18 protein-coding genes and 1 pseudogene are annotated in these 19,969 nt (G+C 72.7%); 6 read left to right on the top strand and 13 right to left on the bottom strand.

All coding sequences use genetic code 11. From position 1 onward, the window contains the following. Positions 1–440: 440 nt before the first annotated feature. Positions 441–887 (bottom strand): hypothetical protein, encoded by a 447-nt coding sequence (locus IF67_RS40350; protein ID WP_030986988.1) that lies wholly within the window; start codon positions 885–887, stop codon positions 441–443. Positions 888–1,065: 178 nt separating this feature from the next. Then, positions 1,066–1,845: an HAD-IIA family hydrolase gene (locus IF67_RS0118500; RefSeq protein ID WP_030986985.1), complete on the bottom strand. Its 780-nt coding sequence runs from the start codon at positions 1,843–1,845 to the stop codon at positions 1,066–1,068. A 379-nt stretch (positions 1,846–2,224) separates the two neighbouring features. Here IF67_RS0118500 and IF67_RS39320 point away from each other — a divergent pair. Further along, a pseudogene (locus IF67_RS39320) lies at positions 2,225–2,700 on the top strand (GntR family transcriptional regulator); the annotation flags it as partial. A gap of 68 nt (positions 2,701–2,768) precedes the next feature. Here the strand turns inward: IF67_RS39320 and IF67_RS0118490 are convergent. The 8 genes from IF67_RS0118490 to IF67_RS0118455 form a co-directional block, all read right to left on the bottom strand. Next, a complete protein-coding gene (locus IF67_RS0118490; protein WP_030986983.1) occupies positions 2,769–3,869 on the bottom strand; it encodes a 2-aminoethylphosphonate ABC transporter substrate-binding protein in 1,101 nt (366 codons plus the stop codon). Positions 3,870–3,913: 44 nt separating this feature from the next. Next, positions 3,914–4,711, bottom strand: a complete 798-nt coding sequence (locus IF67_RS0118485; protein WP_030986981.1) for an ABC transporter permease — start codon at positions 4,709–4,711, stop codon at positions 3,914–3,916. Continuing rightward, positions 4,698–5,666 (bottom strand): 2-aminoethylphosphonate ABC transporter permease subunit, encoded by a 969-nt coding sequence (locus tag IF67_RS0118480; protein WP_420708683.1) that lies wholly within the window; start codon positions 5,664–5,666, stop codon positions 4,698–4,700. Before IF67_RS0118480 ends, IF67_RS0118485 begins: the two co-directional genes overlap by 14 nt. Then, complete coding sequence (locus IF67_RS0118475) at positions 5,650–6,840, bottom strand: ABC transporter ATP-binding protein (RefSeq protein WP_030986977.1); 1,191 nt, start codon at positions 6,838–6,840, stop codon at positions 5,650–5,652. Before IF67_RS0118475 ends, IF67_RS0118480 begins: the two co-directional genes overlap by 17 nt. Position 6,841: 1 nt before the next feature. Next, positions 6,842–7,588: a phosphonatase-like hydrolase gene (locus tag IF67_RS0118470; RefSeq protein WP_078889501.1), complete on the bottom strand. Its 747-nt coding sequence runs from the start codon at positions 7,586–7,588 to the stop codon at positions 6,842–6,844. Between the two features lie 5 nt (positions 7,589–7,593). Further along, positions 7,594–8,715: a TIGR03364 family FAD-dependent oxidoreductase gene (locus IF67_RS0118465; protein WP_030986975.1), complete on the bottom strand. Its 1,122-nt coding sequence runs from the start codon at positions 8,713–8,715 to the stop codon at positions 7,594–7,596. Positions 8,716–8,894: 179 nt separating this feature from the next. Next, complete coding sequence (locus IF67_RS0118460) at positions 8,895–9,677, bottom strand: GntR family transcriptional regulator (protein WP_030986973.1); 783 nt, start codon at positions 9,675–9,677, stop codon at positions 8,895–8,897. Between the two features lie 165 nt (positions 9,678–9,842). Then, positions 9,843–10,976, bottom strand: a complete 1,134-nt coding sequence (locus tag IF67_RS0118455; RefSeq protein ID WP_078889495.1) for an ROK family transcriptional regulator — start codon at positions 10,974–10,976, stop codon at positions 9,843–9,845. Positions 10,977–11,041: 65 nt separating this feature from the next. On the opposite strand from IF67_RS0118455, the gene IF67_RS0118450 reads away from it, so the two are divergent. Both IF67_RS0118450 and IF67_RS0118445 read left to right on the top strand, forming a co-directional pair. Then, on the top strand, positions 11,042–12,154 hold the full coding sequence (locus tag IF67_RS0118450) for a Gfo/Idh/MocA family oxidoreductase (protein ID WP_030986970.1): 1,113 nt from the start codon (positions 11,042–11,044) through the stop codon (positions 12,152–12,154). Then, complete coding sequence (locus IF67_RS0118445; RefSeq protein WP_030986969.1) at positions 12,151–12,639, top strand: heme-degrading domain-containing protein; 489 nt, start codon at positions 12,151–12,153, stop codon at positions 12,637–12,639. Before IF67_RS0118450 ends, IF67_RS0118445 begins: the two co-directional genes overlap by 4 nt. A gap of 169 nt (positions 12,640–12,808) precedes the next feature. Here the strand turns inward: IF67_RS0118445 and IF67_RS0118440 are convergent, their stop codons facing one another. The 3 genes from IF67_RS0118440 to IF67_RS0118430 form a co-directional block, all read right to left on the bottom strand. Beyond that, a complete protein-coding gene (locus tag IF67_RS0118440; RefSeq protein WP_030986968.1) occupies positions 12,809–13,666 on the bottom strand; it encodes a fumarylacetoacetate hydrolase family protein in 858 nt (285 codons plus the stop codon). A 139-nt stretch (positions 13,667–13,805) separates the two neighbouring features. Then, a complete protein-coding gene (locus IF67_RS0118435; protein WP_030986967.1) occupies positions 13,806–14,894 on the bottom strand; it encodes a YidC/Oxa1 family membrane protein insertase in 1,089 nt (362 codons plus the stop codon). A gap of 101 nt (positions 14,895–14,995) precedes the next feature. Then, positions 14,996–15,301, bottom strand: a complete 306-nt coding sequence (locus IF67_RS0118430) for a DUF6412 domain-containing protein (protein ID WP_030986965.1) — start codon at positions 15,299–15,301, stop codon at positions 14,996–14,998. 161 nt (positions 15,302–15,462) lie between these two features. On the opposite strand from IF67_RS0118430, the gene IF67_RS0118425 reads away from it, so the two are divergent. From IF67_RS0118425 to IF67_RS0118415, 3 genes are all read left to right on the top strand, one after another. Beyond that, on the top strand, positions 15,463–17,361 hold the full coding sequence (locus IF67_RS0118425) for an AMP-dependent synthetase/ligase (protein ID WP_030986964.1): 1,899 nt from the start codon (positions 15,463–15,465) through the stop codon (positions 17,359–17,361). Positions 17,362–17,572: 211 nt separating this feature from the next. Next, the gene (locus tag IF67_RS0118420) at positions 17,573–18,220 is read left to right on the top strand and encodes a DUF4142 domain-containing protein (RefSeq protein ID WP_030986961.1); all 648 of its coding nucleotides are present in this window, start codon (positions 17,573–17,575) and stop codon (positions 18,218–18,220) included. A 144-nt stretch (positions 18,221–18,364) separates the two neighbouring features. Continuing rightward, the gene (locus IF67_RS0118415) at positions 18,365–19,846 is read left to right on the top strand and encodes a DUF1996 domain-containing protein (RefSeq protein ID WP_063754363.1); all 1,482 of its coding nucleotides are present in this window, start codon (positions 18,365–18,367) and stop codon (positions 19,844–19,846) included. Positions 19,847–19,969: the final 123 nt, after the last annotated feature.

The raw sequence follows: 19,969 nt of genomic DNA, 5'->3' as shown, positions 1-19,969 counted from the left end.
GGCTCCGACTGCCCCGCGAGCGGCGGGGGGGAGGAAGCCGATAAGCCCTGAGGGCCAGGGGGGGGCCGGGGCTGATCCTTGCGTGGGGGCGGGCGAGGGGGGTTAGAGGGCCATAGGTGCCGCATGTATGTGGTGCGCCAGGTGGTCCAGATACGGCTGATGCGTGTGACGCGTCTGACGTGCCTGGTCTGTCCGATGCGTCAGATGTATCTCCTGTGCCGGACGCTCCACGCTCCTCGGGCACACCGGTGGACGGCTCGGGCCGGGCGCGCGTCCCTGACGTGCCGGAAGTGCCCGATACGACGCTCGTGACGGGCACAGCGGCCGTGCCACGTACGCCGTCCGCGCCGCGCACACCGTCCCTGCTCCGTACACCGCTCCTGCCGCCCACACCGGACAGGGCAGGCACCCCGACCGCGGCCTCGGCCCGCCCCTGACCCTCAGTGCTCATCGGCTTCGTCGCCCCGCCGCTCGCGGCGCAGTCGGAGCCGGAGCCGGAGCAGCTGCCCCGCGATGACCAGGATGGCGCCGCCGGCCAGCACCAGGCCGACGGCCGAGGTGCTGCTCAGCTCGCGACGCGGGGAGGCCTCGGCGGCCGAGGCAGGGTGGACGGTCGCGGCGCCAGGGGCAGCGACAGGGGCGGCCTGACCGGGGTGGGTGAGCGGAGCGGCGCCGGAACGTATCCGGACGCCGCCGGACAGCCCCGTCGCGGGCCGGACGAGCGGTACCGCGTCGGCGAAGGCCGTCGATCGCAGGGCTGCTCGCCCGTCACTGCGGTCGGCGAGCCGCGGGGTGACCGCGCCGCCGGGGGCGGCCGACGCGGGGGTGACGGAGACCGTTCCGGTCCCGGTGGCGCGTGCCTCTCCGCCGTAGGCGGGCGTCGTCATCACCGCGCAAGCCGCGACCGTGGCACAGAGAGCAAGTTGCCGTGAGCGCATGGTGAACCTCCGATAATTCCGAAGGTCCGCCCGCACGAGCCCGGCCGCATCCGGTGCGGCCCGAGGCTGCGCCGTTCGGGTGGGGGTTCAGGGCGTCGGTGGCCCGGTCATGCGCCCCAGGCCCCGCTCACACCAGGTCGATGAGGTCCGCGATCGAGTCCACCACGCGGGAGGGCCGGAACGGGTGGCGCTCGATCTCGTCGGGGCGGGTCAGCCCGGTCAGTACGAGGAAGGTCTCCATGCCCGCCTCCAGGCCGGCCAGTACATCGGTGTCCATCCGGTCACCGATCATGGCGGCGGTCTCGGAGTGGGCGCCGATGACATTCAGCCCGTGCCGCATCATCAGCGGGTTGGGCTTGCCGACGAAGTACGGGGCGATGCCCGTGGCCTTGGTGATCAGCGCGGCCACCGAGCCGGTCGCGGGCAGCGCGCCCTGCGGCGAGGGACCGGTCTCGTCGGGGTTGGTGGCGATGAACCGCGCCCCCTCGTTGATCAGCCGGATCGCCTTCGTCAGCGCCTCGAAGCTGTAGGTGCGGGTCTCGCCGAGGACGACATAGTCAGGAGAGTGGTCGGTCAGGACGTAGCCGATGTCGTGCAGGGCGGTGGTCAGGCCCGCCTCCCCGATGACGTACGCGGTGCCGCCGGGCCGCTGGTCGTCCAGGAACTGCGCGGTGGCCAGTGCGGACGTCCAGATCGACTCCCACGGCACCTCCAGCCCGATGCGGTTCAGGCGGGCGTGCAGGTCGCGCGGGGTGTAGATGGAGTTGTTGGTCAGCACGAGAAAGGGCTTGCCCGACTCGCGCAGCCGCTTGATGAAGGCGTCCGCCCCGGGGACCGGAACGCCCTCGTGCATCAGGACGCCGTCCATGTCGGTGAGCCATGACTCGATCGGCTTGCGCTCTGCCACTGCCGGACTCCTGCCGTACGCGTTGACGAGGGGCGTCGGCCCGTCTCCCGCACGCGTCGTGACCCATGCGGACATGGTCCACTTGTCGTACGTACGGCCGACACCCCCACCCTAGGTCAGCAGGCCACGCCCCTGACCCCGGCGATCACCCGCGATCTTCGGCGGCCACCGGAACCTCCGCGCCTCGGCTCTCGGCTCTCGGCAATCCGCAGTACGTCACGGAGCGCCTCGGTGAGCCGCTCTCCGAGGAAGCGCAGCTCGCCGTTCGACACCCGGCTGTCGTTGAGCATTACTCGCGCATGCCCGAGTAATGCGACTCCCATCCTCAGTTGCGTCGCCTCCGCCTCTTCGGCCAGGCACGACACAGGACCGCCCCCGCTATCGCTGGCTGTCCGAGGCGGAGAAGCTGGGACCCATGCGCGGAGCAAGCTCCTGCGGGTGGCGGAAGTTGCACCGCCGGCCGATGTCTCTGCGGCGCTCGGGCTCCCGCACGACGGGACGGCCGTCCTCCGCCATCAGCTCCTGCTGATCGATGACGAGCCGGTGGAGCTGGTCAGCTCCTACTACCCGCTGGAGATCGCCCGCGGCACGGCGATCGAGAAGCGCCGGAAGATCAGGGGTGGGACGCCCGTCCTTCTTGCCGAGCTGGGGCATCCACCACGGCTCAGTGTGGACCGGGTCTCGGCACGGGTGCCCACCCAGGAGCAGTTCACCGCGCTCCGGCTCCCGGGCGATCTCCCGGTGCTGCGCACGCTGCGCGTCGTCCACGGCGACGGCGACCGCCCCATCGAGGTCACGGTGATGGTCAAGGCGGGCCATCTCTACGAGCTGCGGTACGAGTTCACGGCCGGGTGAGCCCGGGGCCCGAGGCTCAGGCCCACCCGCGCATGCGCTTCGGTACGGGCACTCCGGCCGACCTACGGTCAGCTCCCCGTAGCCGTCCGCCACGCGTCGACGTACGAGTCCAGGTTCTTGTCGATGTCGTTCCAGTCGGGGCGGAAGATCTCGACGCCGTTCATGATCTTGGCGAGTGCGGTGGCGTTCGCGTCGGTGGGCTTGAGGTCCTTGCGGGAGGTGAAGCCGCCGCCCACCGCGGAGACCTGGCGCTGGACGGGGGCGGAGAGCAGGTAGTCCAGGAACTTCTTGGCGTGGACGCTGTGCGGGGCGTTCTTGACCAGGCCGGCCGCGTACGGGAGGGCGAAGGTGGTGGGCCTGCCGCCGGGCTCGGCGGCGGGGAAGAAGATGCCCTGGTGCGGCATCGACTTCATGTTGGCGTAGTTCATCTGGACATCGCCGTTGGCGACCAGGAGTTCGCCCTTGTCGGTCTTGGGGGCGAGCTGGCCGGTGGAGGAGGACGGGCCGACGTTGTTGGCCTGGAGCTTCTTGAGGAAGGACATGGCCGGACCCTTGCCGCCGAAGTCGTGCAGGGCCTTGATGAGGACGGCGGTGCCGTCACCGGCGACGCCGGGGGTGGAGTACTGGAGCTTGTTCCTGAACTTGGGGTCCAGCAGGTCCTGCCAGGTGGCGGGGGCCTGCTTCAGCTCCTTCGTGTGGTGGATGAAGCAGAAGTAGTTGTTGACGATCGAGGTCCACTTACCGGACGGGTCCTTGTCCGCGGCGGCCACCTGGTCGGAACCCTTGGGTCGGTAGGTGTCCAGGAGACCCTTGCCGTCGGCCTGCTGGATGAACGGCGGGAGGGTGACGACCACATCCGCCTTGGTGTTGGCCCGTTCGCGGGCCAGCCGCTGGACGGCCGCGCCGGAGCCGGACTCGACGTAGTGGACCTTGATCCCGGTCTTCTTCTCGAAGTCCTTGAAGACCGTGTCGTAGAAGCCGTCGCCCTTCTCGCTCTTGAGGCCGTCGGCGCTGTAGACGGTGATCTCCTTGGCGTCGGGGTCGGCGGTGGAGGTGCCGCAGGCGGTGAGCGGGGCGCCGAGGGCGAGGGCGCCGCAGCAGGCGGTGAGGGGCTTGAGGAAGGAGCGGGGGCGGGGGCGGAGGCTGGGGCTGGGGCTGGGGCTGGACATGGCGCGATGGCTCCTCGGGAGGACGGGCACGGCTGTTGCGGGGGTCAGCGGTAGGAGGCCTTGGTGCGGATACGGGAGACGGCCAGGAGGACGAGCAGGGTGGTGGCCATCAAGGCCACCGCCAGTGCGGCACCGGTGAAGAGGGAACCGCGGTCGGTGGCGGCGAAGATCTGGACCGGCAGCGGCAGCCAGTCCGGGGGGTAGATCATCATCGTGGCGCTCAACTCGCCCATGGACAGGGCGAAGCACAGACCCGCGGCCGCGGTCAGGGACGGCAGCAGCAGGGGGAGCTTGACCCGCCACAGGACGTAGGCGGGGCGGGCGCCGAGGCCGGCCGCGCTCTGTTCGTAGGCCGGGTCGAGGCGGGTCAGCGCGGCCGTCACGGACTGGTAGGCGAAGGCGGTGACCAGCACGGTGTGGGCAATGATCACGATCTGGGGGGTGCCGTTGAGCAGGAAGGGCGGCTGGGAGAAGGCCACGAGCAGGGAGAGGCCCACGACCACGGAGGGGACGGCGACGGGGAGCAGGAACAGCCCGTCGAGGAGGCGGCGGGCGCGGCGGCCGAGTTTCTCGGCGGCCAGGGCCGCCCAGGTGCCGGCGGCGAGTGCGATGACGCTCGCCGCCAGTGCGGTCAGGACACTGGTGAGCAGGGCGGTCGGCGCCTCGCCGTGCGCCATGTCCTGATAATGCGTCAGGGTCGCGCCGGAGGGCAGTGGGCCGCTCCAGCTGCTCGCGAAGGACGCGGCGACGATCACCAGCAGCGGCAGCGCGAAGACGGGCAGGAAGAGGACGAAGAAGAGGATGTGGAGGGCCCGGCGGGCGGGCCTGCTATGCACCAGCACGGTGGGGCGCACCTCCTGTACGCGGGCCGGCGCCGCCGCCCGTACGGGACGCCACGGTCCGGTACAGGGCGTAGAGCGCCACCGACAGGGCGACGTTGACGACGGCGACGACGCAGGCTCCGGTGTAGTCGCCGTCGAGAATCGCCTTGGTGTAGACGAGCATCGGGAGCGTGACGACGTCCTTGGCGCCGGTGAAGAGGACGATCCCGAACTCGTTGAGACAGAGGACGAGGACGAGCGCGCCGCCCGCCGCGAGCGAGGGCAGCGCCTCCGGCAGGATCACCTTCCGCACGATCCGCCAGGGCCGGGCGCCGAGCGAGGCGGCGGCCTCCAACTGCCCGGTTTCCACCTGCGAGAAGGCGGCGAGCAGCGGCCGCATCACGAACGGGGTGAAGTAGGTGATCTCGGCGAGCAGTACGCCCCAGGGGGTGTGGAGGAAGTCCAGCGGTCCGCGGGCGGCGCCGGTCATCTCCGTCCACAGGCCGTTGGCCATGCCGACGGTGCCGTAGAGGAAGAGCAGGGCGAGGGTGATCAGGAAGGAGGGGAAGGCGAGGAAGATGTCGATGAAGCGGCTGAGCGCCCTGCCTCCGGGGAACGGGACGAAGGCGATGACGAGGGAGAGCGCCGACCCGAGGAGCAGTGCGCCGACGGTGGCGCCGACGGCGATCAGCACGGTGTTCGTCAGCGCCTCGCGGAAGGATGCCTCGGCGAGGACCGCGGTGTAGGGGGCGGTGGAGTGGCCGCCGTCCTCCGGGGTGAAGGACTGCCACACCACCAGGGCCAGCGGGTAGAGGAAGACCAGGGCGAGGGCGGCGACGGGCGGCAGGGCCCAGAGGGCGGCCCGGGTGCGGCGGGGCCGGGCCGGCGGGCGGGCCCCCTGCACCTCATCCGCCATATCCGCCATATCCGCGCTGACTGCCCTGTCCGCCCTGACCGTCCTAGGCATGGTGGACACCGTCCTCGGTGAGCCCCGCCGGGATGAGGACCGCGTCCTCGGGCGCGAAGTGCAGGGCGACCTGCTCGCCCGGCGCCGGCGTCTGGCGCAGTTCGCGCACATCGGCCAGGACGCGGTGGCCGTCGACCGCCACGTACAGACGGTGCGTCGAGCCGCGCCACTGCACTTCGGTGACCGTGCCGCGCAGGGTGGTGCCGTGGCCGTCGCCGTGCGGGCTCCCGCCGAGGCCGATGAGGTGCGGGCGCAGGCAGAGCGTGGCGGTGGCGCCCTCGGCCACGCCGTCGCCGACGGGCACGGTCAGCGTCCGGCCGGCGAAGTCGACGCCGCCACCGTTTCCGTCACTCCTGCCGTCGCCGCCCCGGCGCACCGTCACCGGCAGCAGATTCGCCGTGCCGACGAAGGACGCGGTGAACTCGGTGCGCGGGCGGCGGTAGAGCTGCTGCGGGGTGCCGCAGTCCTGGAGCCGGGCCCGGTCCAGCACCGCGATCCGGTCGGCCAGGGTCAGCGCCTCGACCTGGTCATGGGTGACGTAGAGGATCGATACATCGGGCAACTCGCGGTGCAGCCTGGCGAGTTCGGCGAGCATGCCGGAACGCAGCTGGGCGTCGAGCGCGGACAGCGGTTCGTCCAGCAGCAGCACGCCGGGGCGGATGGCGAGCGCCCGCGCGATGGCGACCCGCTGCTGCTGTCCGCCGGACAGCTCCCTCGGGTGCCGGCCGGCGTAGGCGGCCATCCCGGTCATCTCCAGCGCCTCGGCGACCCGTCCGGGGATCTCGGCGCGCGGTGTCTTCTGCGCCCTGAGTCCGAAGGCGACGTTCTCGGCGACCTTCATGTGCGGGAACAGCGCGTACTGCTGGACGACCATGCCGATCCCGCGCTTGTAGGGCGGCAGCCCGGTCACGTCCCGGCCGCCGATCAGCACCCGCCCGGAGACCGGCCGGACGAAGCCGGCGACCGCCCGCAGCGCGGTGGTCTTGCCGGAGCCGGACGGGCCGAGCAGGGCCATCACCTCGCCCGGTTCGACGGCCAGGTCGAAGGAGTCCAGGACGGTGTGCTGCCCGTGCTTCCCGTAGGCCACGGAGACGTGGTCGAAGCGGATGCCCGATACGGGCTCGGCCGGGGCCGTGGGCCGTCCGGCGGCCCGGCCGGGTGCCGTGGTGGCCGGGGCGGGCATCTCACACCACCCCCAGCAGCGCGGGCAGTTCGGCGACCGAGCCGAGGACGTGGGTGGCACCGGCGGATACCAGCTGCGCCCTGTCGTGCGCACCGGTGAGCACACCGGCGACGACCGAGGCACCGGCCCGCCGCCCGGAGAGCATGTCGTACGAGGTGTCGCCGGCCACCGCGATCCGCTGGACGGAGTCGGTGGCGCGGGTGCGCAGCAGCGCGGTGAGGACCATGTCGGGGTAGGGGCGGCCACGGCCGCCCGCGTCGGCCGGGCAGAGGGTGAGCGGGACCAGGTCCTGCCAGCCGAGCGCGCCGAGGAGGGCGTCCTGGGTGACCCGGGCGAAGCCGGTGGAGAGCACGACGGTGCGGCCGGCCGCCCGCAGCGCCTCGATGGCCTCGCGGGCGCCGGGTACGGGCGCGATCCGTCCGCCGTCGACCAGTTCCCCGTATGCCGCCTCGAAGGCGGTGTTGGCGCGCTGGGCGGCGGCCTCGTCGCCGAAGAGATGACGGAAGACGGAGATCTTGGACTCGCCCATGGTGGCCCGTACGTACGCGAGCTTCTCGGCGTGGTCGGGGCTGCCCGGTTCGACGCCCAGCCGGCGGGCGGCGGCGTCGAAGGCCTGCTCGACCAGGCCGCCGTCGGCGACGGTGGTACCGGCCATGTCGAGGACGACCAGCCGGATGTGGCGAGGGTCCGGGGCGCTGTGGGCGCCCGGGGTGCCGCCGGGGTGCGGAGTGCTGCCGGGGTGCGTCAACTTTCTCACCAGCCCAGTTCGTTCGCGGTGGTCTCGGCGATTGCCGGGGAACAGGTCATGCCGCGCCCGCCGGGCCCGGTGACCAGCCAGACGCCGTCGCGCGCCTGCTGGCGGTGCACCACGCGCGCGGTGTCGGTGCACTGTGCGTAGACCCCGGCCCAGCGGTGGCGGATACGGGGCAGCGGGCGGCCGAGGATCGACTCGACGACACCGGTCAGGTGCTCGTACGGCTCCTCGACGGTGTCGAAGGCGAACGGCGTTGCGTACTCATGGGTGTCGCCGATGGTCAGTCCGCCGTCGGCCCGCTGGACCATCAGCAGCTGCATCTTGTGCGCGGCGGCGGTCGGCGCCTGTGCCTGGCCGGCGTTGAGGGCGTCCAGGGCGTCGCTCCGGTACGCCGGGTAGTAGCGGAAGCTGTCGGCGTCGGCGACGGAGGTGGTCAGCGGTTCGCCGAGCGGGTCGGTCTGCATCATCTGCAACCGCACCCGGCGCACCGGCAGATCGGGCACCAGCTCACGGACCAGACCGCCGAGCCAGGCGCCGGTGCAGAGGAGGACGGCGTCGCCGCGGTGGACGTCGCCGTGATCGTCGCGTACGGCCCGCTCGCCGACCACCTCACGGACCTCACGGCCGCCGAGGTACGTGTACCGGCCGGAGCCCAGCAGCACCTCCTTCAGGACGCGTTGGGCGGTCCGCGGCTCGACGGCGGCGTCCCGCTCGCACCACAGCGCACCGGCGAACTCGCCGCGCAGGGCGGGGTTGCGGTCGCGGGCCTGGCCGGCCTCCAGCAGCCGGTAGCCGCGGGCGGCGGCGTCGGGGCGGCGGGTGGCGGCCTCGGCGACGGCCAGCTCGGCGGCGTTCCTGGCGACGGTCAGCGAGCCGATGGCCCGGAAGCCGAGCCCGGGGACGCGGGCGCCGATGCCCTCCCACAGCTCGCGGGCGCGCAGAGCGGTCGTCAGCTCCTCGCCGCCGGCCCGGCCGCTGACCCAGATCTGTCCGAAGTTACGGACCGAGGCGCCGCGGGCCTCGGCCTCGCGCTCGATGTGCAGGACGTCATGGCCCCGCTCGACTGCGTGCCAGGCGTGCATGGTCCCCAGCACACCGGCTCCGACAACTATGACTCGCATGCCCCAGACGGTCGCGGCGGTGGGTGACTCATCGGGGGTGACGCGGCGACGCGACGGTGAACAGGGCCCCAAAGTTGGCCTAGACCCGTTATCTTCTCGTGACCTTTGTGGGTTCGGGTCCGGGGTGAAGGGCCGGGATGCCCCCTGGACGCCGGGCGCGCCGGGGACGCTCCCGCCGATCAGCCCGGCGTCGGTGTCGGCGTCGGCGTCCCCAGATGGGTGGTGAAGGAGAACCGGTCCCCCCGGTAGAGCGAGCGCACCCGCTCCAGGGGGCGGCCCTGGGTGTCCCGCGACAGCCGGTGGATCAGCAGCATCGGCAGCGCGCCCGGCGTGCCGATCAGCAGCGCCTCGCGCGGGGTGGCGAGGACGGTCTCCAGGCGCTCGTCCGCGTCGCCGAAGCCGATGCCCAGCCGCTGGTGGAGGTAGGCGTAGAAGGACGAGTCCGGTGCGAAGTCGGCGGCCAGGTCCGGCACCCGCTCGACCGCGACATAGGTGCTCTCCAGGCCGACCCGCTCGTCGTCGGCGAGCAGCACCCGCTCCATGTGCCATACGGCGTCGCCCACTTCGAGCCCCAGATCACCCGCGAGCTGCGGCGGGCAGGGGAACCGGTCCAGGCCGATGAGGTGCCGGCCGGGCTTGCGGCCCTGGCCGCGTACGCCCTCCGTATAGCTCGCGAGCGACAGCGGCTGCTCCATCTTGGGGCCCGCGACGACCGTGCCGCGCCCCAGCCGCCGCAGCCGCCCCTCCAGGATCAGCTCCCGCAACGCCTGGCGCAGGGTCTCGCGGGAGACCTCGAAGCGCTGCGCCAGCTCGCGCTCGGCGGGCAGCACTCCCCCCTCGCCCAACTCCTCCAGCAGCGCGGCGATTTCCACCTTGGCCGCGTAGTACTTGGGAATGCGTCCGTGCTCGGGGACGCCGGACCGGATGGGTGCGCCAGGATCCTGGCCGTACGGGAACTCCACGCCGCGATCTTCGCATCACGCGCGAGGCGGGGGAGCGGCAGTCAGGGGGGCGGCCGTCAGGTGGCGGCAGCCGGAGGGCAGCAGCCGGGCACCGGGGCGCGGACACCTGCGCCCCGGCCCCCGGCGGGCCCCAGCCTCCCGCCCCCGGCCGCAGCCCCCCGGGGCTCAGGACTGCCGCGCCCCGAACAGCGGCGCCAGCACCAGTTCCGCCGCCCCGTCCGCGACCGCCCGCGCACCGCCCCGGGCGAGCGCCACCGGCACGGCGCGCCCGGCGCCGGCTCCGCCGCGGGTGCCGGCCTGCTCGTCGAGCGCCTGGGCCACGCCCCCGAGGAAGGCTCCGGGATGCTCCAGGACGGTGCGCCCGCCGAGCAGCACCCGGTCGATGTCCAGCAGCTCGACGAGGTTGGCGGCGCCCACGCCCAGCGCCCGGGCCGCGCCCGGCAGATCGCCGCGCGCCACCGCGGCCAGGCACAGCGCCTCGATGCAGCCGCGCCGCCCGCAACCGCAACGCGGCCCGTCCCACTGCACGATCTGGTGGCCGAACTCCCCGGCGCCGGTGCGCGCGCCGCGATAGAGGCTGCCGCCCAGGACGAGGCCGGCGCCGAGGCCGGTGCCCAGATGCAGATATCCGAACGAGCCGGCGCCCGACGGTATGCCGTGGGCCAGGCCGAGTGCCGCCGCATTGGTGTCCTTGTCGAGGACGACGGGCAGGCCGAGCCGTTCGGCGAGGGCGTCCCGAAGGGGGAAGCCGTCCCATCGGGGCGCACCGGTGACCCGGTGCAGGACGCCGGCGGTGTGGTCCAGCGGGCCCGGGCAGGCCACCCCGGCGCCCAGGACCGGCGGCCCGCCGGCTTCCGCGCGCAGCGCCGTGACCTCCCGTTCGGCGGTGGCGAGCACCTGCCCGGCGCCCGCTTCGAAGGCGAGCGGGGCGCGGCGTACGGCGACCGCTTCGCCCGCGAGGTCGGCGAGTACGGCGGTGAGCTCATCGCGGTCCAGGTGCAGCCCCACGGCGTGCCGGGCGCCGGGGACCAGCCGCAGGACGGTGGCGGGCTTACCGCCCGTGGAGGCACGGCGGCCCGCCTCGGCGACCATGCCGTCGGCCCGCAGCCGGGCGGTGATCTTGCTGACGGCCTGCGGGGTCAGCCCGATGCGGTCGGCGAGCTCCAGCCGGCTGACGCCCTCCTCGCCGGCCGCGCGCAGCAGCCCGAGCACCAGTGCGGCGTTGTGGCCGCGCAGGGCGGGGAGGTTGGCGCCCGGGTTGCCGGCGAAGCCGCCGTGGGAGATGTCGTTGCTGCTCACCCACCCATTGTCCGCATCGCTTGCACTTTGGCAACACCGTTGCTTAAGTGGGAGCCATGAGCGAGATGAGTGACTCCCCCGGCACCGCCGCCCCCCGTGACCCGCTCCGCGTCGGCCTCATCGGCTACGGCCTGGCGGGCTCGGTCTTCCATGCCCCGCTGATCGCGGCCACCGAAGGCCTCCGGCTCGACACCGTCTCGACGGCCGACCCGGAGCGGCAGGCACAGGCCCGCGCCGAGCACCCGGGAGTCCGTACGGTCGGCACCCCCGAGGCGGTGCTCGCACGCGCCGCGGACCTCGATCTGATCGTGCTGGCGACGCCGAACAAGACGCACGTCCCGCTCGCCACCGCCGCGCTGAAGGCCGGTCTGCCGGTGGTGGTCGACAAGCCGCTGGCCGCGACGGCCGCCGAGGCCGAGGAGCTCGCCGCGCTCGCCGAGGACCGCGGCCTGCTGCTCTCCGTCTTCCAGAACCGCCGCTGGGACAACGACTTCCGTACCGCCCGCAAACTGATCGAGGAGGGCGCGCTCGGCGACATCTACCGCTTCGAGTCCCGCTTCGAGCGCTGGCGGCCCGAGCCCAAGGGCGGCTGGCGCGAGTCCGGCGACCCGGCGGAGATCGGCGGACTCCTCTACGACCTCGGCAGCCACCTCGTCGACCAGGCGCTGGTCCTGTTCGGCCCGGCCGTCTCCGTCTACGCCGAGTCCGAGGCCCGCCGCCCGGGAGCGGAGGCCGATGACGACTCCTTCATCGCCCTCACCCACGCCGGCGGCGTCCGCTCCCACCTGTGGATGAGCGCCACCACCGCCATGCTCGGCCCGCGCCTGCGGGTGCTGGGCAGCAGGGCGGGCTATGTGAAGCACGGTCTGGACCCGCAGGAGGCCGCGCTGCGCGAGGGCCGCCGCCCGGGTGACGAGGGCGCCGAGTGGGGCGTGGAGCCGGAGTCCGCATGCGGCCGGCTGGGCGCCGGGGCGTCCCCGCGGGCCGGGGGCGGCGAGCCCGTACCGACCCTGCCGGGCGACTACCCCGCGTACTACGCCGCGATCGCACGGGCGCTGCGCGAGGGCGGCCGGCCGCCGGTCACCGCCACCGAGGCCGCGGCCGCGCTGCGCGTCCTGGAGGCCGCGAAGCTCTCCGCCGCCGAAGGGCGTACGGTCCGGATCGAGGAGCGCGCATGAGCCCGGCCGGTCCGCGGACGACGGACGAGGAGATCCGCGAACTGGCGGCGCAGGAAGACCGGTTGGTCCTCGACGCCTTCAGCAACGAGGACGCCTGGCACCTGGGCTCGCTGCTGGTGGAGCTGGCGCGCGAGCGCGGCGCCGCGGTGACGGTCGGGATCCGGCGCGGCGCCCAGCAGCTGTTCCACTGTGCGCCGGCGGGCACCTCCGCCGACAACGACGCCTGGATCGCCCGCAAGTGTGCCGTCGTCGAACGCTACGGCGAGTCCTCGTTCCTGGTCGGCGCCCGCTTCCGCGCCAAGGGCCGCACCTTCGAGGAGTCCTCCCGGCTGGACCCGGACCGCTTCGCCGCACACGGCGGGGCGTTCCCGGTCCGGCTGCGCGGGACGGGTGTGGTCGGCGCGGTCGCGGTCTCGGGACTGCCCCAGGCCGACGATCACGCGCTGGTGGTGGAGGGGCTGGAGCGGTTCCTGGCGGCGGGCTGAGGGGGCCCGGCCCAGCTGCTCGTCGTGGGCACGGCCCACAATGGCCGTCATGGCACGGACGGCCCAACTGCCCGTACGTGGGCACGGCCCGAATGCCCGTGCACGGCGGGAGAGAGAACCCGGGCCGACCGGGGCCTCTCCCTGCCGTGCTGCCGCACCGCCGTGCCGCTCAGGCGTCCTTGAGTTCCTGGCGCTGGCGGCCCAGGCCGTCGATCTCCAGCTCCACGACATCACCGGCCCGCAGATACGGCTTGGGTTCCGGCCGGCCCATGGCGACGCCGGCCGGGGTGCCGGTGTTGACGACATCGCCCGGGTGGAGGGTCATGAACTGGCTGACGTAGCGGACGACTTCGGCCACCGGGAAGATCTGCTCGGCGGTCGTGCCGTCCTGCTTCGGCTCGCCGTTGACCCACAGCCGCAGGCCGAGGGCCTGCGGGTCGGGCACCTCGTCGGCGGTCACCAGCCACGGTCCCAGCGGGTTGAACGTCTCGCAGTTCTTGCCCTTGTCCCACTGGCCGCCGCGTTCGATCTGGAAGGCGCGCTCGGAGACGTCGTGCGCCACCGCATAGCCGGCCACCGCCGCCAGCGCCTGCTCGTCGCTCTCCAGATAGCGGGCCCTGCGGCCGATGACGACGGCCAGTTCGACCTCCCAGTCGGTCTTCACGCTGCCCCGCGGGACCAGCACCGTGTCGTCGGGGCCGACGACCGTGTCCGGGGCCTTCATGAAGAGGATCGGCTCCTCGGGGGTCGCGGCCCCCGTCTCCCGGGCGTGGTCGTGGTAGTTCAGCCCGATGCACACGATCTTGCCGATCCGGGCCAGCGGCGGACCGGTGCGCAGTCCGGCCGCGTCGAGCCGGGGCAGGTCGCCGGACGCGGCCGCGGCACGGATCCGGGCCAGCGCCCCGTCGTCCGCGAGCAGCGCTCCGTCGATGTCCGGCACCAGGACGGACAGGTCCCGCAGGACCCCGTCCCCGTCGAGCAGCGCCGGGCGTTCCGCCCCCACAGTTCCGACACGCAGCAGCTTCATCGGTTCCACTCCCGTGGTCGAAGGGTCGGCCCTGGAAAGGGATTTCCGGGCCGGCCGATGGGGGACGGCCATCGAGCGATTTGGCTGATCGTCCAAGAACGGGGTCCAGTCCGCAAGACCCCGTTCAAGGACTGGACCGTTACTGAGCGGTAGTAACGATCTCCCCGGAAGCCCCGCCCCCTTGCGGCTCCGCCCCGTCGGCCGGGCGGGCGGCGGCCCGGGAGTTGGCCCGCGCCCGGGCCTCCCGCTGCCGTGCCGCGCGGCTCTTCGGCGCACCCTTGCGGCCCGCGCGCTGCGGCACCGGGCCCTGCCGCGGATCGCCGGCACCCGACGCACCGTCAGCCGGTACGGGCGCCTGCGGCCCGGACGGCGCCGTCCGCGCCACGCCCGCCTCCGCCGTCCTCCCGGCGCGGGCCGGCTTCCCCTTGGCGGGGGCCACAGCCGTCTTCGCCTTGCCGCCTGCCGGCTTCCCCTTGGCGCGGGCCGCCACGGCGGCCGCTTCCCGGTCCTCGCTCCCCCGGTCCCGGTGCAGCAGCGCCCGCTCGCACGCCGTCCAGGCCGTGGTCGTGACCATGTAGAGCCCGGCGGCCAGCGGCACCACGGCCACCGTGATCAGCGTGCCGAAGGACAGCAGCGGCATCACCTTGGCCATGGAGGCCATGCCGGGCACCGCGGCACTGCCGCCCGGGGCCGGCTGCGGGGTCTTGGCCATCGTGGCCCGGGCCCGCCGGAAGTTCCAGGTGGCGACCACCGCGATCACCACGAACAGCGCGAGATAGACCAGCCCGTGCGGCCCGAAGACCCCGCCGTCGGCCAGCGCCTGGCTCCAGTGACCGCCGAGCGGCGCGCCCAGCAGCGTGTGGTCCAGGAGACCGCCGCCCCCGGTGGAGAACAGGTGGTACATCACGAAGAAGACGGGCAGCTGGAGCAGGGTCGGCAGACAGCCGGCCAGGGGCGAGGAGCCGGTCTCGGCGTACAGCTCGGACGTCGCCTTCTGGAGCCGCTCGGGATGGCCCTTGTGTTTGCGCTGGAGTGCGGCGAGCTGCGGGGCGAGCGCCGAGCGGGCCTTCTCGCCACGGGCCGCGGCGCGGGCGAGCGGGTGCAGCGCGGCGCGGACGCCGAGGGTGCACAGAACGATGGTGGCGGCCATGGCCGCGGGGCCGAAGAGCGGGGCGAGCGCCTCGGCGCCGTGCGCCAGCGCGTCGCCGAGAAAGCCGAACATGGACATGGGTGAGCCCTCCACGGGTCTCGTCGTGCCGGGATGTGGATTCGGCGTGACGAGCCGCGCGGACGCGCATTTCGGTGCGGTGCGGTGACCGGACCGTGCGCCTACGCGGCCGTCGGGAGGGGACGGCCCGGTGCTCGCGGGCGCGGCCGGCCGGCCGCGTCGGGATCGCGTTGGGGCAGGAATGCCGTACGCCGCTCGCGGTCGCGCAGGGCCGTACGGATCCGGCCCGGTGGTACGGGCCGGGCGCAGGCCGCGATCAGGAAGGCGCGGCACAGGAGCAGCAGCGCGCCGGTGGTCGCGGCGGCGGTCAGCGCGGTGGTGAGCCCCGTCTGCGTGAGCAGGAAACCCGCCAGGACGACGAGGAGTGCCGAGGTGTACAGGCGCCAGGCATCGACGATGCGGTACATCCAGCGCCCTCCTCAGGTTGTCCGGTCGTCAAGACTTATCGGCTTCCGCTCAAGAGTAGCCACACATCTGGGCAGCCGGGAGACCGGCCGATAACTTGCCCCCCTGCCGTCGGGACGTACGGCGGAGCAGGGGGACCAAGGGGGAACACCTAGGAGGTGCTGTGCGCGACATCAGCGTTCCGGCCCTGGCGGCGCCACTGCGGACCGGCGGTCTCGCCGACTCCGTATTCGACACCGCCACGCACCAGCCGGACTTCGCTCAGCTCGCCCGCCGTGACGGCAGAGCGTCCGGCGGCTGGCAGGAGGTGTCCGCGGCGGAATTCCGGGACGAAGTCATGGCCCTGGCCAGGGGGCTGCTGGCGGACGGGGTCCGGCCCGGCACCCGGGTCGCGGTGATGTCCCGGACGCGTTACGAGTGGACGCTGTTCACCTATGCGCTGTGGGCGGTGGGCGCGCAGCTGGTACCGGTCTATCCGACCGCATCGGCCGAACAGCTGCGCTGCATCCTCGTCGGGGCGAAGGTCACCGCGATCATCGTCGAGAACGAGGCGCAGGCCATGACCGTGGCCGAGGCCTGCAACGAGCGGGCCACGCTGCGCCGGCTCTGGCAGCTGGACCTGGACTGCGTCCGGCGGCTGACGGAGGAGGGCACCCGGCTGCCCGAGGCGGACGTGCACCGGCTGCGGCACATGGTCGACCCGGACAGCGTCGCGGCGATCGTGTACACGTCGGGGACCACCGGGAGCCCGCGCGGCTGTGTGATCACCCACGCCAATCTCGCCGCCCAGTGCGACACCCTGTACGCGGGCTGGGGCGGGCTGCTGGCCGCGCCCGGCGAGCGGCCGTCGCTGCTGGCGTTTCTGCCGTTCGCCCATATCTACGGGCTGATGGTGCAGGTGGCGTGTCTGCGCGGCGGGGTGAAGCTCGCCCATCAGCCGGATGTGGCGTCGGAGGAGCTGCTGCCGGCCCTCGCCTCGTTCCGTCCGACGTTCCTGTTCGCGGTGCCGTACGTCTTCGAGAAGATCTGCGCCCGCGCCCGGCTCGCGGCGGAAGCGGCGGGCCGGCAGCGGACGTTCGACGCGGCGATGACGGTGGCGGTGCGCTACGCGGAGGCGCTCGCGGAGGAGGCGCGGGGCACCGGGCGCGGTCCCGACCCGTTCCTGCGGGCCCGGCACGCGCTCTACGACCGGCTGGTGTACTCCCGTATCCGGGAGACGCTGGGCGGCCGGGTGCGCACCGCGGTCTCGGGCGGTTCGCCGCTCTTCCGCGAGCTGGGGCTGCTCTTCGCCGGGATCGGTATCACCGTCTATGACGGCTACGGCCTGACGGAGACCAGCGGCGCGATCACCGTACAGCCGCCCGGCAGGGTGCGGTTCGGGACGGTGGGCCTCCCGCTGCCGGGCAGCGCGGTGCATCTGGCGCTGGACGGTGAGGTGTGGGTGCGCGGTGCGGTGGTGTTCGCCGGCTACCTGGAGGAGGGCGGCTCACCGGGCAGCGGACTGTACGACGGCTGGCTGCCGACCGGCGACCTGGGGCATCTGGACGAGGACGGCTATCTCGTCATCACCGGCCGCAAGAAGGACGTCATCATCACCAGCAACGGCAAGAGCGTGGCCCCGCAGGGGCTGGAGCAGCGCCTGCGCGCCCATCCGCTGGTCTCGCAGTGTGTGGTGGTGGGCGACAACCGGCCGTATGTCACCGCGCTGATCACGCTGGACCCGGAGGCGCTGGCGCACTGGCGCAGGCTGCGTGACGAGCCCGGCGCGGACAGCACGGCACCGTCGCCGGAGGCGCAGTTGCAGGCGGAGGTGCGGCGGGCGGTGGCGCGGGCGAACGCGTCGGTGTCGCGGGCCGAGTCGATCCGCGCCTTCCGGGTGCTGCCGGGCGAGTTCAGCCAGGAGTCGGGGCTGGTGACACCGTCGCTGAAGCTGCGGCGCGCGGCGATCGTGCGGACGTATGCGGCGGAGATCGACGCCCTGTACGCGGAGGGCAAGCACGAGGAGCCCGGCACGCGGCGGGACCGCCGCAGATGGGCGACGGCCGGGCTGTACGCGCGCTGAGCGCGGCGCACACCGCGCTGGACGGGCCCGGCCGGGCATACGAAATCCGACGCACGTCACCCGTTCCCCCGGCCGGGCCCGCACGCGGCACCGTAGCAGTGCCGCGGCGGACCCGGCCGTTATTTGTCCAGGGGTGAGGACCCGGGCCCGCCGGCCCGGTGCGGCACTTAGCGTCCGGTGGGATTCCAGTAGTGACGAACCGGGAGGCCGTGTGCGGTCCATCCTCAGCAATTCCGCAACATCCGGGCGGACCATCGCCACGGGACTGGTGGTAGCCGCGCTCGTGGCCACGCTCGGGGCGCTGCTGCTGCCCGTCCAGCTCTTCGGTGAGACCGCGGCCGCGGCGACCACCACCCTCACGTACGACGACGACGGCGGGGGCACGGTCGGCACCCGCTACGGTCCGCTCACCGCGATGGACCGGGACTTCGTGCGCAAGGTCAAGCTGGCCGGGCTGTGGGAGCTGCCCTCGGGCCGCATGGCGCAGCAGCGCGGCACGACTGCCGCCGTCCGCACGGCCGGCGCCCATCTCATCGCGGGACACACCGAGTTGGACCGGCGGTCGAACGAGGCCGGGCGGGCGCTGGGCGTCGACCTGCCCAGTGAGCCCAACGCCGCCCAGCAGGGCTGGCTCGGGCAGCTCAACGCCGCCCAGGGCAAGGACTTCGACCGGACGCTCGCGGAGCTGCTGCGCCGCGCCCACGGCAAGGTCTTCGGGCTGGTGGCCCTGGTCCGCGACCAGACCACGAACACCATGGTGCGCGCCCTGGCGGACCGCGCCAACGACGTCGTGCTGGACCACATCACGGTGCTGGAGAAGACCGGAAACGTCGACTTCAACACCCTGCACACCAGCTGACCTGGCGCAGGTACCCCGTTGGGAGGCGCCCATCACGACCCTCTGTGTACCGAAACAGGACGACACCCCTCACATCGGACGAAGCGAAGTGATCTCATGAGGCAACGGCAACAGGCCCATAAACGCTCGCGTTTGACAAACAGAATGCTCATCGGCGGCACCGCCCTGCTGCTGGGCGGCGGCGGACTGGCCGCCTACGCCACCACGGCGCTGGCCGGCAACAACACGCCGGACACGATGTCCGGCCACCAGCAGCACACCGCGTCCGCCATCACCATCTCCTGCCCCGATGTGGGGGAACGGCTGCGCACCGTTCCGCGCAGCGCACAGCTCTCGGTCTCCAAGGGGCTGTCCTCGCTCGACAAGCAGGTGCACGACGCCTACCACAAGATGATGGGCGGCAGCGGCGCCGACGTGCTGAACCCGCTCAAGGCGCAGCGGCAGAAGACCATCAAGATGATGGTCAGCGCGATAGCCAAGAACACCAAGCGGCCCAGCTATCTGCTGAAGATGAGCGGCTGTACCACCAAGCCGGTGGACGAGGGCGCCGGCGCGGGCGGCACCGACTCCACCAAGTCCGTGCAGGACGGCTGGTACCAGGGACAGAACCAGACCCAGGGCGCCGACCAGAACCAGGATCAGAACCAGCAGGACCAGAACCAGCAGGACCAGAACCAGCAGGGCCAGAACCAGCAGGGCCAGGACCAGCAGGGTCAGCAGGGCGGCCAGCAGGGCCAGGCCGGCGGCCCCTCCCCCGACGACTTCGTCGACATCAACAACGTCCAGCCGAACGCGGACGCCCCGCCGTTCGCCGCCCCCCAGGGAGGCAACGCCTCGACGGGCACCTTCACCACCGAGTGCGGCCGCAATGAGGACGGCCACTTCAACTCCGACAACGTCATCGTGACGCCGGGGGTCAGCAACGGCGCCCACCACACCCACGACTACGTCGGCAACAAGGCCACCGACGCCTTCGCCGACGACAACAAGCTCGCCGCCTCCGACACCACCTGCGGCAACGGCGACCAGTCGACCCACTACTGGCCCGTGCTGCGCAAGCTGGACGGGAACGCGGAGCAGAAGCCGGGAGCCGCGCAGGACGCCAACGTCGGCACGACGCTGACCCCGGCCACGGTGACCCTGACGTTCCGCGGCAGCCAGGTCGGCCAGGTCGAGGCGATGCCGCGCTTCATGAAGATCATCACCGGCGACGCCAAGGCGTTCACCAACGGCACCAAGAACGCCAACGCCTCCTGGAGCTGCACCGGCTTCGAGGACCGGCAGCTGAAGGACAAGTACCCGCTGTGCCCGGAGGGCTCGCAGGTCGTGCGGACCTTCGCCTTCCAGAACTGCTGGAACGGCCAGGACATCGACAGCGGCAACCACCGTGACCACGTGACGTTCTCGGACCAGAACGGCGCCTGCCCCAACGGCTTCAAGGCCATCCCGCAGCTCGTCCAGCGGATCACCTACGACGTCCCGCAGGGCCAGAGCTTCGCGGTGGACAGCTTCCCCGAACAGCTGCACAAACCGGTGACCGACCACGGTGACTTCATCAACGTGATGCCGGACCAGCTGATGAGCAAGGCCGTCGACTGCATCAACGGCGGCCGTAACTGCACCTGAGGATCCCGCCCGTGAGCCCCTTGGAGGAGATATTCCCCAAGGGGCTCACGGGCGCCCTGGGGGACGTGTCCCCTGGGGCGCTCACCGGCTACCTCGGGGAGGCGCCCTCTGAGGGACTCAGGG

It is taken from the genome of Streptomyces sp. NRRL S-1813 (genome assembly GCF_000719605.1).
Taxonomy (GTDB): Bacteria; Actinomycetota; Actinomycetes; order Streptomycetales; family Streptomycetaceae; genus Streptomyces; species Streptomyces decoyicus.
This window is presented reverse-complemented; position numbering and strand designations above follow the sequence as displayed.